We start from the raw sequence: 18215 nt of genomic DNA, 5'->3' as shown, positions 1-18215 counted from the left end.
TAAATTTTCAGCAGGTGGAATATGGCTCGCGCAAAACTGAAATTCCGACTTCATCGTGCCGTGATTGTCCTGATATGTCTCGCACTCTTGGTCGCGCTGATGCAAGGGGCATCGTGGTTCAGCCAGAATCACCAGCGGCAACGTAACCCGCAGTTTGAGGAACTGGCGCGTACTCTGGCGCGTCAGGTCACGCTCAACATCGCTCCGGCGATGCGCACCGAAACGCCGGACGAGAAGCGCATAGGTCAGATATTACGCCAGTTAACCGAAAACAGCCGCATTCTTGATGCCGGTGTCTACGACGAACAGGGCGACTTGATCGCCCGTGCCGGTGAGCACGTTGACGTCCGTGACAGGCTGGCGCTGGACGGCAAAAAAGCCGGCGGCTATTTCAATCAGCAGATCGTCGAACCCGTGCAGGGGAAAAATGGTCCGCTCGGGTATTTGCGCCTGACGCTCGACACCCACACCCTGCCCACCGAAGCAAAACAGGTGGACAACACCACCAATATTTTGCGCCTGATGCTGCTGCTCTCGTTGGCCATCGGTGTGGTGCTGGCACGCACGCTGCTGCAGGGTAAACGCACCCGCTGGCAGCAATCGCCTTTCCTCCTGACCGCCAGTAAATCGGTGCCCGAAGAGGACGAGGGCGATAAGAAAGAATAGTGATAAAGTAGGCTTACGATTCGGAAAAGGAACTTTGCCATGACGACGTTACGCCTGCTTATCTCTGACTCTCACGATCCCTGGTTCAATCTCGCGGTAGAAGAGTGCATCTTCCGTCAGATGCCAGCCACTCAACGGGTGTTATTTTTATGGCGCAACGCCGATACGGTGGTGATTGGCCGTGCGCAGAATCCCTGGAAAGAGTGTAATACCCGGCGTATGGAAGAGGATAACGTCCGCCTGGCGCGACGCAGCAGCGGCGGCGGCGCGGTATTTCACGACCTCGGCAATACCTGCTTTACCTTTATGGCGGGCAAACCTGAATACGATAAAACCATTTCTACCGCGATTGTGCTTAACGCCCTGACATCGCTGGGCGTGACTGCCGAAGCGTCAGGCCGCAACGATCTGGTCGTCAAAACCCCCGACGGGGATCGCAAAGTCTCCGGCTCCGCCTACCGTGAAACCCAGGACCGGGGATTCCATCACGGTACATTGTTGCTGAACGCCGACCTCAGCCGTCTTGCTAATTACCTTAATCCCGATAAGAAAAAGCTGCAGGCCAAAGGTATCACCTCCGTGCGTGGCCGCGTCGCCAACCTGATCGAATTACTGCCGGGCATCACCCACGAACAGATTTGCGATGCCATCCGCGAAGCGTTTTTCGATCACTACGGCGAGCGGGTCGAAGCCGAAGTGATCTCCCCGGATAACACCCCTGACCTGCCAAACTTTGCGGAAACCTTTGCCCGTCAGAGCAGCTGGGAGTGGAACTTTGGTCAGGCGCCAGCCTTCTCGCACCTGCTGGACGAGCGCTTCACCTGGGGCGGCGTGGAGCTTCATTTTGACGTGGAAAAAGGCCACATTACCCGGGCGCAGGTCTTTACGGACAGCCTGAACCCTGCGCCGCTGGAGGCGCTGGCCAGCCGCTTACAGGGCTGCCTGTATCGTGCCGACACGGTGCAGCTGACATGTGAGGCGTTACGTGGCGAGTTCCCCGATCAGGCAATCGAGCTGGGCGAGCTTTCTGCCTGGCTTTCGCAGGCCGTACGCTAAACCATGTTGCCCGGCGTGCTTCGCCGGGCGAGTGATGTAACCTGTTTACGCGATAACGTCTTATTCTTATTTTTTAAGCAGGCTTCAGGGATCCAGCCTGCCCCATCTTGTTAAAAAATATTATATTATCGTCGGGAAGGGCATTGAATGTTTCCCGGACTTACGAAAACCGCTAATAACTTTCAATAATAAATTGAACAATAAAAGCGGCAATGCGCCCGTAAAATGCGTGAAAATATTCACGCCACCTATGCTTTTATATTTTCATTACAGCCCATTTAGAAATTCTAAATACACCATTCAGAGCAGCCACAATATACTACTGCCCGTGGTTACCCCCATATATAAAACCTATTGATTACATTAATAGTCGACAGCTCTATAATTTCTCTTCGTTAAGGAACAACAATGAAAAAAATTCTTCTTGTCGCGGCCATCGCTGCGGCAACGTCCATGACCGCAGCCCATGCGGCTAACACCGCCGTCATGAAAGTGCAAGGCAAACTGACCAACGCGTCATGTACTCCTACAATGAGCAACGGCGGTGCAGTAGATTATGGCAAAATATCAATGGGCTCACTGAGCGCGACTGAGGATAACCAACTCGGCCAGCGTGATATCACCATGACAATTACCTGTAATTCTGCGACCAAAGTCGGCTGGACAATTTACGATAACCGCAAAGACAGTCTGGCTGACGGGCCGTATATTGAAGTCTATGATTCTGCCGTTGATGGCAGCTCGACATTCAGCCACCAGTACACAAGCGGTTTAGGTTTTACCAAAGAGGGTCAGAAGATTGGCGGATGGGCAGTGTATACCGACCTGCCATATGTCACGGTAGACGGCGCACCTGCTGATGCGATTACCGCGGGAGGCACTAATCTGACTAAATGGGATAAAAATACGACGGGTCGTCTTGTTCTGGATGACTACGAAACCATGTCCGTCGCCAAACCGGGTGAACTCGTGCCGATGGCCTTTACCCAGGCCGTATTCCCAATGAAAGTCTCCATGGCAATCAGAAAAACCGACAGACTGAGCATTACCGAAGATACCGAACTGGATGGTCAGGCGACCATTACGCTGAAATACCTCTAATTAAATTATCGCTCAGGCGATAACGTATCTCTGACGGCGAATTTAATTCGCCGTTTTTTATTCCTTTATTCATACTGCATCCATCATATTATTCACAAGACGTAAATACATACATGATTGTATTTACAGCCCTTAATTAAACTCACAACCGAGTGTAGAATTTCTCATTTCACAAATAACTCTGACCATTAATAGAATTCCCACGCTTGTGAATCAATACGTTAATTACACGCACACAAGAAAATATCCACTTTTTGGTTAAGGAATAACAGTGAAAAAACTTCTTCTCGCCACTCTGATTGCCGTGGCTTCGCACGCTGCGCTCGCCGACTCTACCGTTGTGATGAAGGTGAAAGGCAAAATGAATAATGCGTCCTGTACGCCTGAATTAAGCAATGGCGGTTCTATCGATTTTGGCACCATCGCCCTGGATCAACTTTCTCCTACCCAGACGAATCAGATGGGTCAAAAGGACATGTCGTTAACCATTAACTGCCCTTCAGCGACCAAAGTGGCCTGGAGCATCGCGGACAATAAAGAAGATACCAATGCGGCAAATGACCTGACGTCCAGCCAGTTCTACATCCGCGATGCGGCGGATAACGGAGGTGATGCCTGGGGCGCTGGCACGACCTATGGCGTTGGCACCACGGCTGCGGGCGAAAAGATTGGGGCGTATGCCATCGCAACGCGCGTGAATGAAGTTACCGCCAATGGTCTTCCGGCTCAGGCCATTTATGCCCCGGCGTACGTCAACAGCAATGGCGAATACATGTGGCGTAACCTGAGTACCGGTATTATTGCCAACGGTAACGCAGAAATTATGACGGCGACCACCCCAGGCAAATCTTCTCCGCTGGCGATTACCAACGTCGTCTTCCCGTTTAAAGTCTCGATGGCCATTGTGAATACCGATCGCCTGACCACAACCGATGAAGCTCAACTGAGCGGCGAAACCACCATTACGCTGGTTTATCTCTGATACGTTAAGGTCATATTTTCTTTTCTCCGGCGGGATATCCCGCCGTTTTAAAGCAGAATATAAATCCATTCATATCTGATTGTAATGACTTAATAAAATCTCAATGTGCTCGTTAGAAAATCTAATTATTGCATTCTGTGAATCATTAATAGAATCAGCGGCGCTTGTTATTTAACACATGTATTCATGCAAGCACTTTGCGGACTAAAAATATCTTTTTTAGTCACTCTCTTTCAGGTTAAGGAATAACAATGAAAAAGCTTCTTCTTGCCACCGTGCTATCCATGGCGGCAACAGCCGTTTGCGCAGAACCGACCGCCATGCTCAAAGTACAGGGCTCACTGACCAGCGCAGGCTGCGTGCCGGAAATCAGCAACGGGGGTCTGGCCAACTTCGGTGAAATCGGTCTGGACTCCCTCTCCTCCAGCGTGCCATATCAGGCAGGCCATAAAGATGTCACCCTGACCATCAAGTGCCAGTCCGCCACACGCGTGGGCTGGACGCTTCACGACGATCGCGCGGACTCCAACGCCGGTGCCAGCCTGCCAGCTAACCAGTTCCACGTGGATAACGCTACCGCAAACGGTGGCCAGGCATCTGGCTCCAGCCAACTGAACGGCGTAGGTAAAACCAGCGCCGGCGAGAACATCGGTGCGTATGCCATTTCTACCTACCTGACCTCCGTTACCGCAGACGGCGCGGCGGTACAGCCTATCGCGGCTACCCTGTATACCGGCGGCACGATCAGCAGCAGAAGCTGGATGAACATGTGGACCAGCGGCATCCTCTCCAACGATGGCACCGACGTCATGACCGTTTCCAAAAGCGGCCAGCGTGCACCTTTAGCCTTCATGAGCGCGGCATTCCCGCTGAAGATTGCGCTGGCCGTAGCCCCAAGCGACAAGCTGACCCTGACCGACAAAACCGAGCTTGAAGGCCAGTCAACGATCACCCTGGTTTACCTCTAATCCAGCCCCCTGACGCAAAACTCTCCAGTTACATGGGGAGTTTTTTTCCTGACCAGCGAATGAAACCCACTATGTCTACGATCCACACATCAACACGTTTGATCTGCTCACTGTGCCTCGCCCTTCCGGCTTCGCTTTTTGCCGCCGGAATGGTGCCTGAAACCACCCTGCTGCTGATTGACGAAGCGAACCACGGCGGCGTCATGAGCGTGAAAAACACCGACAGCATTCCCACCCTGCTTTACACCTCCATCCGGGATATCGGGGGCGACCAGGGGGTAAAACTCAACGTCACCCAGCCGGTGGTGCGCCTCGAGCCAGGCCAGGAGCAACAGGTTCGCTTTATTCTTGAAACCGACAAACCGCTTAGCGTTGAACAGTACAAACGCGTGGTGTTCGAAGGTATTCCCCCCAAAAGCATGGATAAAAACGTGAAGGTCGGGATCAACCTGCGTCAGGATTTACCGGTCCTGATCCATCCCAAAGATCTGCCGGTGGTCACCGACGCCTGGAAATTACTGACCTGGTCAGTCACCGGGAAAGAGATCAAGGTGCAAAATCCGTCCGCCTACGTGGTCCGTTTCTCCACCTCTGTCACCTTACTGCCTTCGCATACGGAAGGTCTGGTCAACAAGACGTTTATCCTGCCGGGAGAGACCATGACGGTGCAAACCGACACCCCGGTTAATGGCACCGATAACGCCATTGAGTTCAATCCGGCCAGCCGCTACGGGATTGAAGTTGAGAGCTTTACCGCTTCCCTGACGCGCCAGTAAGACAGGGATGTTTTGGTGATTGAGTTCTCTTTGCGTAATCAGACGCTTCGCGCCGCCATACTGGGGGCTTTGACGTTGCCCGCCCAGTCGGTATCGGCGGCCGGTATGGATTTTAATACCGATATTCTGGCGACCCGCGGTATCAGCACCAACCTCGCCCACTACTTCTCCCAGGCCCAGCGATACCTGCCGGGGCCGCATGCCGTGCAGGTAAAAATTAACGGCGTCGATAAAGGCACGCTTGCGATCCGCGTGGGAGAGGAAGGGCAACTGTGTCTGGATGATGACTTTACCCGTGCGGCAGGTCTTCTTCCGCTGAATATCAATGCAAAAGAGCCCTGCCATAATCTTCTGCAAGATTACCCGACGGCCACCGTCACGCTGCTGCCCAACGCGGAGTCGCTTGAGATTTATGTTCCCGCAGAGGCGATGGACAATGGTTTTTATGCCGCGAAATACTACGCGCACGGCGGTGCGGCGGGCCTTATCAATTACAGTGCGTTCAGCAACTACAACGAGTACGGCAGCGGCGGAAACAGTACCTTTTCCCAGGGCAATATTGGCGCCGGTCTCAACGTGGCGAACTGGACGCTGCGCAGCAACTTTATCCTGACCGACGATAACGGAACCCGCAGCACAGAGAATCTCTATACCTACGCGGAACACGTCTTCGAAGAACGGAAACTTCGCATTCAGGCGGGGCAGATTAACGTCAACTCGGCGCTGTTCAGTGGCGCACAAATTAATGGCGTTCAGTTCCTGCCGGAAACGGGCCTGCAACCGAATATTCCGGCGACGACCATTTCCGGCATCGCCCGCACCAACCAGGCGCGCGTTGACGTTCGTCAGTCCGGGCAGGTTATCTACTCTTCGCTGGTGAATGCCGGTCCGTTTACTCTGACCGATGTCCCGGTGGTGCGTGGCAACGTGGATCTGGACATCAGCGTGGTCGAAACCGACGGTTCCACCACGACGTTTACGGTTCCCTCCTCCTCACTGAACGTGAGCGGGATGACGCGCACCGAAGGGCTCAGCGTCTCGTTGGGTAAAGTTCGCGATACCGGGGATGAACAAGGGTCGCCCTGGGTATTTAATTTTTCTGACGGAACCCGGTTTACGCCCCAGCTCACCGGCGTCACGGCGGGCGTGCTGGCAGAGCAGTATCAGGCCCTCGGGGCGATGCTGGAATGGTCGCCAGCCGAGTACTGGCTGCTTTCTCCCAGCGTTCAGATGAGCCGCGCGCAGTTCTACGATCAACAAAATGGCCGCAAGATAGAATTGCAAAGTCACCTTTCCCTGCCCGAGCAACTCACGCTTGGGGTCAGCGCATCAACCTACAGCACCGGCTACCGGGAGTTAAACGAGGCGATGGACGCTGAATCCCAGCGCTATCAAAGCGCCTGGAATACCAGCCTCAACTGGAACAATGCATGGGTTGGCTCGCTTTCTTTCCAGTACAGCGAGAATGCCGGCGATGAAGAGAGCAGTAGCTCCCGCTACCTGATGGTCTCCTGGGGCAAGAGTCTGGGGCACACGTCGCTCTCAGTGAACTGGCAGCACGCCCTCAGCAGCAGTGAGACGGAGAAGGGCGGCACAAGTGATGGCGACCTGCTCTATCTTAATCTGGTCATTCCGTTTGGCACTGAGCGCATCAGTACCTATATGCGCAGCCAGGGTGAAAAACAGAACCTCGGTATTCAGGACAGCGGATCGTGGGGTCAAAACACCAATTACAACCTCTCGGTCGATCGCGACAATCAGGACAAGACCCAGTCGTTTAACGGCAATGTCAGCACCAACCTGCACTACGCACAGCTGGGCATGGCCGCAGGGCTGAACGACGGGAACCAGCATAATTACAGCACCTCCCTCAGTGGCGGCATCGCCCTGCATGGTCATGGCATTACGTTTGCACCCTACCCGATTAAAGACACCTTTGGCATTGCGCGATTAAGCGAACCGGAAAGCGGTATTCAAATCACCACGCCCGATGGAACCGTCTGGACCGATGCGTGGGGACAAGCCGTGGTGCCGGGTCTGCGCGAGTGGCAAACCTCTCAGATTGTCATTGATGCCAGCTCCCTGCCACAGGGAATGGATTTATCGAACGGGATACAGACCGTTTCCGCAGCTTACGGCTCATTCGCGCAGGTGGATTTCCACGTGCTGAACACGCGTCGTCTAATGCTGGCCGTGAAACGCCCTGACGGGTCATGGCTCGCCAGAGGGCTTAGCGTGGTGGATAAAGACAGCCGTTATATCGTCAGCGTAATGGATAACGGCAGCGTGTTTATTCCCGACGCCACGGATGCGCCCGCCCTGTATGTGGTGGACGACAACATGGCAAAAATTTGCCACATCACGTATTCGCTCAGCGAAGACAAAAATACCGAGTCCTATTACGAAAAAGCAGAAGGAATGTGCCAGTGAAAACCTGTTATTCCCTTTTATTCGCGGCGTTTGCCAGCATGATTTTGCTCTTCTCCGCACGCGCGTCCAGTGAAGAATGTCAGGTTACGTTTTCGCAGCCTGTTGTCTCGTTTGGAAAACTCAAACCGTCGGATATTGCCGCCTCGCAGAAGAACTGGAACCGAATGCCGGCCAAAGAAATTACGGCCAACGTCTTCTGCCCCGAGCCGAGAGTGATGGCCTTGTTTCTGCAGTCCACTGCCGGCGTCAACGGGGGGGTTCTCTTTGGTCAGGACGGGCGACTGGCCATTATTGCCGACAATATGGTGGTTGACGGGCATGCCTGCACGCTGGCGAAAACGACGGACCGTATCGGTTTTACGCCTTCCTCCAGCCCGACGCAACGCGCGTTTATCAAAAATAATGAAGGTCTCGTTGCCCGGCAAAATGCCGCGCCGGTGCGGGGTAAACACATGAGCTTCACCCTTAAGATTGTTCCCGTCATTAATAACAGCCAGCTTCGTCATGTTGCTGACAATACCCTTCTTGAGAGCAATATGGCCTGGGAATTATTAACACAGGAATAACCCCATTCACGCGTCAGGTACCTGCCTGCGTGAAGCGTAGAAAAGCACTACCGTTACCAATACTGGCGGGTTAATACCCCGCAATGTCATGCTTTTTATTTATGTTAAGGATTAACAATGAAAAAATGTTTACTCGTTGTCGCGCTGGCCCTGGCGGCCACATCCGCACACGCGGGCGATACCGCCGTGCTGAAAGTCAAAGCCTCGCTTGCCGGTGCCTCGTGTGTACCGGAGCTGAGCAATAATGGCGTGATCGATTTTGGCAGGATTCATATTGGCGATTTGTCGCAAACCCAGGCTACGCAGCTGGGCGAAAAAGGGGTGATGCTGACGATCAACTGCCCCACGCCAACAAAGGTGGGCTGGAGCATTGCGGATAACCGTACCGATTCCAACGCCAGCACGGGCAGCAGTAACCTGAAGGTGAAAAACGCCAATGCTAACGGCGGTGAACTTCGCGGTGCGATGAGCACCTTTGGGCTGGGCAAAACGCACGATGGTAAAAACATCGGCGCGTACTCCATCTACACCACGCCAGGCGATGTGACGGCGAACGGCAATAACGCTGAGCCTATCCGTACGGCCGTGACCGCGGGAGCGGGCGTGAGCCGCTGGCGGAAGGCCAACGGTGGTACCATCGCCAATAAAGATTTGGGTCTGATGAGCGTTGCACCGGCGGGCAAAAACGACCCAATGGCGGTCACCAGCGTCTCTTTCCCGCTGAACGTGTCGCTGGCGGTCGAGAATCTGAAGAATCTGTCTTTAACGGAAGATACGGAGTTTGACGGTCAGGCGACCATCAGCGTGGTGTATTTGTAACCGGGAAGAGCATGCCGGGCAGCGGACGCCGCCCGGCAGTACAACATTACTCTTTGTCGCCCAGCAGAACGGATTCCAGCGCGATTTTGATCATGTCGTTGAAGGTGGTCTGACGCTCAGCAGCGGTCGTCTGCTCGTGCGTACGGATATGGTCAGACACGGTGCAGATGGTCAGTGCTTTCGCGCCAAACTCAGCCGCGACACCGTAGATTCCTGCCGCTTCCATTTCCACACCCAGGATGCCGTACTTTTCCATCACGTCGAACATCTCGCCGCCGTCTGGTGCATAGAACAGGTCAGCAGAGAACAGGTTACCCACGCGTGCGTCTACGCCCAGCGCTTTTGCGGCATCAACCGCGTTACGCACCATGCCGAAGTCAGCGATGGCGGCAAAGTCATGGTCTTTGAAACGCATACGGTTAACTTTAGAGTCCGTGCACGCGCCCATGCCGATAACCACATCACGCAGCTTAACGTCCATACGTACTGCACCACAGGAGCCTACGCGAATGATTTTCTTCACGCCGAAATCGGTGATCAGCTCTTTGGTGTAGATGGAGCAGGATGGGATACCCATACCGTGACCCATCACGGAGATTTTGCGGCCTTTGTACGTACCGGTGAAGCCCAGCATGCCGCGAACGTTGTTCACTTCACGCACGTCTTCGAGGAAAGTTTCTGCAATGTGCTTCGCGCGCAGCGGGTCGCCCGGCATCAATACGACGTCAGCGAAATCACCCATTTCGGCATTAATGTGAGGAGTTGCCATCTTCAGTTCCTTTTATCGTGTTTTTGCCGGGTGGCGGCGGCGCCTGCCCGGCCTGCATGGTGTTCTCCCTCTCCCGAAGGGAGAGGGGATACGCCCGGATGTGTTTAGAACATGGCCTTGCCATATTCCATGTCGGACGTACCAAAGTATTTCGCAATAGTCTGACCGATATCGGCGAAGGTTTCACGGTGGCCCAGTGAGCCAGGTTTCACTTTCGGGCCGTACACCAGCACAGGAATATGCTCGCGCGTGTGGTCGGTACCGGTCCAGGTTGGGTCGCAGCCGTGGTCGGCGGTCAGGATCAGAATGTCATCTTCACCCACCAGCTCCATCAGCTCCGGCAGACGGCGGTCAAACAGTTCCAGGCCCGCGGCATAACCGGCCACGTCACGACGGTGGCCCCAGGAGGAGTCGAAGTCCACGAAGTTAGTGAAGACGATAGTCTTGTCACCCGCTTCTTTCATCTCTTTGATGGTGGCGTCAAACAGCGCATCCAGACCGGTGGCTTTGACTTTTTTGGTGATACCGCAGTTGGCATAGATGTCTGCAATTTTCCCCACGGACACCACGTGGCCGTCTTTCTCGTCAACCAGCTTCTGCAGTACGGTCGGTGCCGGTGGCTCAACGGCCAGGTCATGACGGTTACCGGTGCGCTGGAAGTTACCCGCTTTATCACCGATAAACGGACGTGCAATCACGCGACCGATGTTATAGCCGCCTTCTGTCAGCTCTTCACGTGCGATTTCGCACAGCTCGTAAAGCTTATCCAGGCCAAAGGTCTCTTCGTGGCAGGCAATCTGGAATACGGAGTCGGCAGAGGTGTAGAAAATCGGCTTACCGGTTTTCATGTGCTCTTCACCGAGTTCGTCCAGAATCACGGTACCGGAAGAGTGACAGTTACCGAGGTAGCCCGGCAGATTGGCACGCTTAACCAGCTTGTCCAGCAGCTCCTGCGGGAAGCTGTTCTCGTGATCGGAGAAGTAACCCCAGTCGAAGAGAACCGGCACGCCGGCGATTTCCCAGTGGCCAGACGGGGTATCTTTACCGGAAGAGAGCTCGTGCGCCCAGGCGTACGCGCCTACCACTTCCGCATTGCCGTCCATACCGGCTGCAATTTTACCGGTAGAACCTTCATGGGCTTTCACCAGACCCAGACGGGTCAGGTTTGGCAGAGTCAGAGGGCCTTTACGACCATTGTCCGCTTCGCCTTTCGCACAGGCTTCAGCGATGTGACCCATGGTATCGGAACCCACGTCACCAAAACGTTCTGCATCTTCGGTTGCGCCGATGCCGAATGAGTCCAGCACCATAATAAATGCACGTTTCATAATTGTTCTCCGTACGTAGTGCTTCAAAAATTATCGATCAGATCAGTATACCGCTATTCGGTGATACGGCGATAGACAGTCGGTGTGCTTTGCGGTGCTTTATCATCAAGCGTAATGGCCGCTTTCACCGCCTTTGCCGCTTCCTGCCAGCTGGCTTCATCTTTCGCGTGGATCACGGCCAGCGGACGTTGACCATCGACGCTGTCACCCAGACGCGCCATATCGGTAAAGCCGACGCTGTAATCAATGGTGTCCGAGGCCTGACGACGACCGCCGCCCATCGACACGACCGCCATGCCGAGCGCGCGCGTATCCATCGCCGAGACAAAGCCTTCGGTATCGGCGTAGACCGCTTTGCTGAGCGTCGCCGTTGGCAGGTATTTCGCGTAGTGTTCCACGAAGTCGGTCGGGCCTTTCTGCGCCGCTACCATGCGGCCGAAGATCTCTGCCGCTTTGCCGTTATCCAGCACTGCCTGAAGTTTGGCGCGTGCATCGGCATCATCGCTGGCGAGCTTGCCGGAGATCAGCATCTCCACGCACAGGGCCATGGTGACATCGAGCAGACGCGGGTTCCGGTATTCACCGGTGAGGAACTGCACGGCTTCACGCACTTCCACGGCGTTGCCTGCGCTGGACGCCAGCACCTGGTTCATGTCCGTCAGCAGGGCGGTAGTACGCACGCCCGCACCGTTGGAGACGCCCACAATGGCTTCTGCCAGCGCCGCGGAAAGCTCATAGGTCGGCATAAAGGCGCCGCTGCCCACTTTCACATCCATGACCAGCGCATCCAGGCCTTCCGCCAGTTTCTTGGCGAGGATAGAGGCGGTAATCAGGGGAATAGAGTCGACGGTCGCGGTGATATCGCGGGTCGCGTAGAAGCGCTTGTCTGCAGGAGCAAGAGAGCTGGTCTGGCCGATAATCGCCACACCAACGTCTTTAATAATGTCGCGGAAGCGATGGTCATCCGGGAAGATATCGAAGCCCGGGATGGCTTCCAGTTTGTCGAGCGTACCGCCGGTATGTCCCAGGCCACGCCCGGAGATCATGGGGATATAACCACCACAGGCCGCCACCATTGGGCCCAGCATCAGCGACGTCACGTCACCAACACCGCCGGTTGAGTGTTTATCCACAATCGGGCCGTTGAGGTTCAGGCTTTTCCAGTCCAGAACGGTTCCTGAATCTCGCATCGCCATGGTCAGCGATACACGCTCAGGCATCGACATATCGTGGAAGAAAATGGTCATCGCCAGAGCAGCAATCTGCCCTTCAGAGATGGTGTTATCACGAATGCCATTGATAAAGAAGCGGATCTCTTCGTCGCTTAATGCATGACCATCACGTTTTTTACGAATAATTTCTTGTGCGAGAAACACGGTAACCCCCGAGAAAACAGGTTAAATGCGGCGGATGGCCCGCCGCAGGATAAAAATTAGTAGCTGCTTGCGCTCTTACCGTCGCCGTGACCCAGCGCTTTCAGCAGGCTCGCCAGCAGGCTGGATGCACCAAAGCGATAGTGACGGGAATCCGCCCACGCCGGACCAAACAGTTCGTCGGCAATCGCCAGGAACTGCTGCGCATCTTCAGCCGTGCGCACGCCGCCCGCAGGTTTGAAGCCTACGGTTTTTTCCACGCCCATATCACGGATCACTTCCATCATGATGCGCGCGCTTTCCGGCGTTGCGTTCACCGGCACTTTACCGGTAGAGGTTTTGATGAAATCTGCACCCGCGTTGATGGAGATTTCAGACGCTTTACGGATCAGCGCTTCTTCTTTCAGCTCACCGGTTTCGATGATCACTTTCAGCAGCACGTTTGCCGCAGCACAAGCGTCTTTACACGCTTTCACCAGGTCAAAACCAACCTGCTCGTTACCGGCGATCAGCGCACGGTACGGGAATACCACGTCCACTTCGTCAGCACCGTACGCGATGGCCGCGCGGGTTTCAGCCAGCGCAATCTCGATGTCGTCATTGCCGTGCGGGAAGTTAGTCACGGTTGCAATGCGTACATCCGGCGTGCCCTGCTCTTTCAGCGTCTTACGGGCAATGGGGATAAAGCGCGGGTAGATACAGACGGCTGCAGTGTTCCCGACGGGCGTTTTCGCCTGATGGCACAGGGCGATGACTTTCTCATTGGTGTCGTCATCATTCAGGGTGGTCAGGTCCATCAGTTTCAACGCGCGCAGGCTGCTTGCAGTTAAATCGGTCATAACATTCTCCAACGGCATCGCCGTATAAATTTCACCTTGCGGTCTGTGACTATTCTAACATCCAGCCGCACTTACACTTCGACATTCATCACAGTTAATGAAAACTGCGTACAAATTTGCATTACTGTAATGAGATGAACTTCAAATTTTACTGCTATCGCTGCTGATTAAAGCAGCGATACCCGGTGTGGGATCAAAAGTCCCCCCGGGATGACTTCCTACAATTCGGTCATCATCCGCAGAACCATAAAGGAAGCGAATATGTCCCACGCCAGCCCTCACGCACTGCAACAACGTTGCCAGCAAATTGTGACAAGCCCGGTATTGACCCCCGAGCAAAAACGTCATTTTCTGGCGCTGGAAGCGGAGAATCACCTTCCCTACCCCGCGCTGCCTCAGGCCGCTCGCACCGCGCTGGAAGAGGGATTTATCTGCGACATGTTCGAAGGCCATGCGCCTTATAAACCGCGCTATGTTCTGCCTGATTACGCCAGATTCCTCGCCAACGGCTCGGCATGGCTGGAACTGGAAGGGGCAAAGGATCTGGATGACGCGCTCTCACTGCTGACCATCCTGTACCACCATGTTCCTTCTGTCACATCGATGCCGGTCTTCCTCGGCCATCTTGATGCATTACTGCAACCGTATGTTAGTATTCTAACACAAGAAGAAATCGATAGCCGAATAAAACGTTTCTGGCGCTATCTCGACAGAACGCTTCCGGATGCGTTTATGCATGCCAATATTGGCCCGGCGGACACGCCCGTTACCCGCGCGATTTTACGCGCTGATGCAGAACTGAAGCAGGTCGCACCGAATCTGACCTTTATTTATGATCCCGATATTACGCCAGATTCGCTGCTGCTCAGGGTGGCCGAAAACCTCTGTGAATGCAGCAAACCCCATATTTCTAACGGCCCGGTGAATGATAAAATTTTCACAAAAGGCCGTTATGGTATCGTGAGTTGTTACAACTCCCTGCCGCTGGCAGGCGGTGGCAGCACGCTGGTGCGCCTGAACCTGAAGGCCATTGCCGAACACAGCGACTCGCCCGAAGACTTTTTTACCCGTACGTTGCCCCACTACTGCCAGCAGCAACTGGCCGTCATCAATGCCCGCTGCGAGTTCCTGTATCAAAAATCCGGCTTCTTTGAGAATAGCTTCCTCGTCAAAGAGGGGCTGATTGATCCCGACCGCTTTGTGCCGATGTTCGGCATGTACGGCCTGGCCGAAGCGGTGAACGTGCTGTGCGAGAAAGCGGGGTCACCGGGCCGTTACGGTAAAGACGACCAGGCCAACGCGCTGGGATATCGCATCAGCGAGCAGCTCGCGGCGTTTGTTGAAAACACACCGGTGAAATACGGCTGGAAACAGCGTGCGATGCTGCATGCCCAGTCCGGAATAAGCTCTGATATCGGTACGACGCCGGGCGCGCGGTTGCCTTACGGGGAGGAGTCGGACCCGATTAGCCACCTGCTGAGCGTGGCGCCACACCACAAGCACTATCACGCCGGGATTAGCGACATCCTGACGCTGGACGAGACGGTAAAACGCAACCCGCAGGCCGTGGTACAACTGTGTCTGGGTGCGTTCAACGCGGGAATGCGGGAGTTCACCGCCAACGTGGCCGGTAACGATCTGGTACGCGTGACCGGATATATGGTGCGGTTGTCCGACCTGGAGAAATACCGTGAAACAGGGTCACGCACTAACACCACCTGGCTTGGAGAAGAAGCCGCCCGACACACCCGCATCCTGGAGCGCCAGCCACGCGTGATAAGCCATGAACAGCAGATGCGCTTTAGTTAGTCAGGTGATCCCCTTCTCCTGCGTGGACGGGCCGGGCAGCCGCCTGGCTCTGTTTCTCCAGGGGTGCAACCTGCGCTGCAAAACCTGCCACAATCCGTGGACCATCGGACGCTGCAACGACTGTGGCGACTGCGTACCGCATTGCCCACACGATGCGCTGAACATACAGGCCGGGCGGGTCTGGTGGCAGGAGAGTCAGTGTCAGCAGTGTGATACCTGCCTGCAGTTGTGCCAGCAGCAGGCAACGCCAATGGCACACCGTTTTAGCGTTGACGAGATCCTCACTCAGCTCTCTAAATCCGCACCCTTTATTGAAGGCATTACCGTGAGCGGCGGTGAAGCGACAACGCAGCTACCGTTCCTGGTGGCGCTCTTCACGGCGATCAAAGCCAATCCCGCCCTGCAACACCTGACGTGCCTGGTGGACAGCAACGGTCTGTTAGGGGAAACCGGCTGGCAAAAACTGCTGCCGGTATTCGACGGGGCAATGGTGGATTTGAAGGCCTGGGGGAACGAACACCATCGCTTCCTGACCGGACGCGAAAATCCGCAGATTAAGCACAGTATCCGCTGGCTGGCACACCATCAGCGGCTGGCGGAACTGCGGTTACTGGTGATCCCGGAGCAATGTGATTATCTGGAGCATCTCAAAGCGCTGACGGCGTTTATCCACGCGCTGGGCAATGTCCCGGTACGCATTAACGCCTTTCATGCTCACGGCGTTTACGGTGAGGCGGCGTCCTGGCGCAGCGCCACGCCAGAAGATATTGAGCCGCTGGCGCGGGCGCTGGAACAACAGCAAATCGTGGTGATCCGACCGGCGCTTTATCTATAACGTAATACCAAATACCGCGCGGGTATTCTCCAGCAGGGCATGCGCAATCACCTCTTCCGGCTCCTCGCGCAGCTCACAGAGCGTGTCAAAGACCCGAGCGGCCTGCTCCGGGCGATTTGGCTGCCCCTGAAAACCGTTGAGCGGCATATCCGGTGCGTCGGTTTCCAGTAATAATGCTTCGAGCGGCAGCAGCGCCATCACATCGCGGGTTTTACTGGCGCGTGGATAGGTGATGGTACCCCCGACGCCAATTTTATAGCCCAGCGCAATAAAGCGCTGCGCCTGCTGCAGGCTCCCTGAAAAGCCGTGCACAACGCCCCTTCGCGGAAGATCGATACGCTTCAGATGCATTGCCAGTTTGTCATGGGTTCGTCGGGAGTGAAGGATCACCGGCAGATCGTAGCGCTTCGCCAGCCGCAGCTGCGCATCAAGGATCGTCTGCTGGCGCGCAAACTGCGGATCGTCGCGATAGAGATCGAGGCCGATCTCACCGATGGCGACAAGTTTGTCGCCAGCCGTCTGCACAATGGCGTCCAGCGCGTCGATATGCTCATCAAGATGGTGTTCAATCACAATGGGATGCAGGCCGAGCGCGGCATACAGCGCCTGGTGCCGCCTTGAGAGATCCAGTACCCGCTCAAAGTATGCCGCTTCAACCGCCGGCACAATTATCGCCTCTACGCCGGCTTGTGCAGCTCGCGTGATGCTTTGCTCTTCATCCCCCGTAAACGGTGGAAAATCAAAATGACAGTGGGTATCGATAAACCGGTACGTCACGCCAGATCCTCATTATCTAACAATGCGTCATTCGCCTGCGGAGCATCCACCAGCGGCATCGCCAGCGCATCATTCGCCACCACTGCCGGTGGGGTAATAATGGCTTTATGACGATGTATAGGCGGTTGTTCAGCCAGCAGTTTGCCTATTGTCGCCAGGAAGTAACGCCCGCACAGACGCCCCGTTTTGTAATCGGTACGCAGCGCAGGAACGCGGCTGCCCAGCGCCATGCTGACCAGCGGTTTAGGCGGATAAATTTCAAATATACGCAGCTTACCCGGCGGTTTTTCAATAAAGCGCTGCATGGCGCCGTAGGTCGTTTCATGCTGCTTCGCGATATTGACCAGATGTTGCAGGCTGCTGTCGCCTAACCAGCGCTCCATGCGTTTAAACCATTGCGGGGTATAGTACATTTGCGACGGGACGGTGCGGATCACCACAATGGTGTTTGCCCCGCGTCGCGCAGCTTCCTGTACCGGCACCGCGTCACTGATGCCGCCGTCCAGATAGCTGATGCCGTCCAGCAGCGCGCCGGAACGATAGAAACCGGGAATGGCGCTGGAGGCGCGAATGATATCCAGCCAGTTCTCTTTTTGAGGAGAGAAATACCCCGGCGTGTAGTCATCACCACGGCTGGCGCACATCCAGAACTCTTTTCCGCTGTCGAACAGGCGCGCCGCCGTATCCATTGCCAGCGGCATCTGGCTTGAGGTCGAATCCAGCAGCCAGTCGAGGTCAATCAGGTTCCCGCCGCGCACAAAGCGCACCGGGTTGAAAAATTCCTTCGCCGTGGTGTAGCGCATGATCACTTTTCGCGCGTAGCCGGGCTGGTTACAGACATAAGCAGAGAGGTTTTGCGCCCCGGCAGAGGTCCCGAAGTACAGGTCAAACGGGTTGAATTGCGCGCGCATAAACTCGTCCAGCACACCGGCCGTAAAAATGCCGCGCTGTCCGCCACCTTCACACACCAGCGCAAGCGGGCCTGCGCGAAACGGCTTTAACGCCAGCGGCGCAATATTGCCGAGCGTAACGGGAATTCGTTGCCCCACCTCTGCTTTCCTGTTTTCATTTTTCTGTTATGACACAGTAGCGCACCCGACCAGCGACTGAAACAAGAAAAA

At 55.2% G+C, this 18215-nt stretch carries 17 protein-coding genes; 11 read left to right on the top strand and 6 right to left on the bottom strand.

What is annotated here, in order from left to right:
* Positions 1-21 precede the first annotated feature (21 nt).
* The 9 genes from ACMGG3_RS21415 (at position 22) to ACMGG3_RS21375 (ending at position 9364) form a co-directional block, all read left to right on the top strand.
* Entirely contained in the window at positions 22-666 is a 645-nt protein-coding gene (locus ACMGG3_RS21415; protein ID WP_020885273.1) for a YtjB family periplasmic protein, read from the top strand.
* A gap of 39 nt (positions 667-705) precedes the next feature.
* On the top strand, positions 706-1722 hold the full coding sequence (gene lplA, locus ACMGG3_RS21410; RefSeq protein ID WP_414149448.1) for a lipoate--protein ligase LplA: 1017 nt from the start codon (positions 706-708) through the stop codon (positions 1720-1722).
* Between the two features lie 408 nt (positions 1723-2130).
* Positions 2131-2823: a DUF1120 domain-containing protein gene (locus ACMGG3_RS21405; RefSeq protein WP_014168537.1), complete on the top strand. Its 693-nt coding sequence runs from the start codon at positions 2131-2133 to the stop codon at positions 2821-2823.
* A 271-nt stretch (positions 2824-3094) separates the two neighbouring features.
* Positions 3095-3805: a DUF1120 domain-containing protein gene (locus ACMGG3_RS21400; protein ID WP_014168535.1), complete on the top strand. Its 711-nt coding sequence runs from the start codon at positions 3095-3097 to the stop codon at positions 3803-3805.
* 251 nt (positions 3806-4056) lie between these two features.
* A complete protein-coding gene (locus ACMGG3_RS21395) occupies positions 4057-4773 on the top strand; it encodes a DUF1120 domain-containing protein (RefSeq protein ID WP_014168534.1) in 717 nt (238 codons plus the stop codon).
* A gap of 71 nt (positions 4774-4844) precedes the next feature.
* Positions 4845-5549, top strand: coding sequence for a fimbria/pilus chaperone family protein (locus ACMGG3_RS21390; RefSeq protein ID WP_414149447.1), 705 nt, complete (start codon positions 4845-4847; stop codon positions 5547-5549).
* 15 nt (positions 5550-5564) lie between these two features.
* Complete coding sequence (locus ACMGG3_RS21385) at positions 5565-7979, top strand: fimbrial biogenesis usher protein (protein WP_337275843.1); 2415 nt, start codon at positions 5565-5567, stop codon at positions 7977-7979.
* Positions 7976-8545: a hypothetical protein gene (locus ACMGG3_RS21380; RefSeq protein WP_127350138.1), complete on the top strand. Its 570-nt coding sequence runs from the start codon at positions 7976-7978 to the stop codon at positions 8543-8545. The genes ACMGG3_RS21385 and ACMGG3_RS21380 overlap by 4 nt, the downstream gene beginning before the upstream one ends.
* Before the next feature lie 117 nt (positions 8546-8662).
* Positions 8663-9364: a DUF1120 domain-containing protein gene (locus ACMGG3_RS21375; protein WP_337275844.1), complete on the top strand. Its 702-nt coding sequence runs from the start codon at positions 8663-8665 to the stop codon at positions 9362-9364.
* Positions 9365-9410: 46 nt separating this feature from the next.
* On the opposite strand, the gene deoD is transcribed toward ACMGG3_RS21375, so the two are convergent.
* The 4 genes from deoD to deoC form a co-directional block, all read right to left on the bottom strand.
* Positions 9411-10133 (bottom strand): purine-nucleoside phosphorylase, encoded by a 723-nt coding sequence (deoD, locus tag ACMGG3_RS21370; protein WP_013095492.1) that lies wholly within the window; start codon positions 10131-10133, stop codon positions 9411-9413.
* Between the two features lie 104 nt (positions 10134-10237).
* On the bottom strand, positions 10238-11461 hold the full coding sequence (gene deoB / locus ACMGG3_RS21365) for a phosphopentomutase (RefSeq protein WP_020885280.1): 1224 nt from the start codon (positions 11459-11461) through the stop codon (positions 10238-10240).
* Positions 11462-11514: 53 nt separating this feature from the next.
* The gene (gene deoA / locus ACMGG3_RS21360) at positions 11515-12837 is read right to left on the bottom strand and encodes a thymidine phosphorylase (RefSeq protein ID WP_014168528.1); all 1323 of its coding nucleotides are present in this window, start codon (positions 12835-12837) and stop codon (positions 11515-11517) included.
* Between the two features lie 56 nt (positions 12838-12893).
* On the bottom strand, positions 12894-13673 hold the full coding sequence (gene deoC, locus ACMGG3_RS21355) for a deoxyribose-phosphate aldolase (RefSeq protein ID WP_020885282.1): 780 nt from the start codon (positions 13671-13673) through the stop codon (positions 12894-12896).
* Positions 13674-13934: 261 nt separating this feature from the next.
* Between deoC and ACMGG3_RS21350 the strand changes: the two genes are divergently transcribed.
* Positions 13935-15482 (top strand): YjjI family glycine radical enzyme, encoded by a 1548-nt coding sequence (locus ACMGG3_RS21350; protein WP_414149446.1) that lies wholly within the window; start codon positions 13935-13937, stop codon positions 15480-15482.
* Positions 15457-16317: a YjjW family glycine radical enzyme activase gene (locus ACMGG3_RS21345; RefSeq protein WP_414149445.1), complete on the top strand. Its 861-nt coding sequence runs from the start codon at positions 15457-15459 to the stop codon at positions 16315-16317. The genes ACMGG3_RS21350 and ACMGG3_RS21345 overlap by 26 nt, the downstream gene beginning before the upstream one ends.
* Here the strand turns inward: ACMGG3_RS21345 and ACMGG3_RS21340 are convergent.
* Positions 16312-17094 (bottom strand): TatD family hydrolase, encoded by a 783-nt coding sequence (locus tag ACMGG3_RS21340; RefSeq protein WP_414149444.1) that lies wholly within the window; start codon positions 17092-17094, stop codon positions 16312-16314. The two genes, ACMGG3_RS21345 and ACMGG3_RS21340, sit on opposite strands and share 6 nt — an antisense overlap.
* A complete protein-coding gene (locus tag ACMGG3_RS21335; RefSeq protein WP_020885286.1) occupies positions 17091-18143 on the bottom strand; it encodes a patatin family protein in 1053 nt (350 codons plus the stop codon). The genes ACMGG3_RS21340 and ACMGG3_RS21335 overlap by 4 nt, the downstream gene beginning before the upstream one ends.
* Positions 18144-18215: the final 72 nt, after the last annotated feature.

Source organism: Enterobacter sp. BNK-18 (genome assembly GCF_047456135.1).
Classification (GTDB): domain Bacteria; phylum Pseudomonadota; class Gammaproteobacteria; order Enterobacterales; family Enterobacteriaceae; genus Enterobacter; species Enterobacter ludwigii.
The sequence above is the reverse complement of the archived record's forward strand: the minus strand, read 5'-3'. Positions and strand labels throughout refer to the sequence as shown.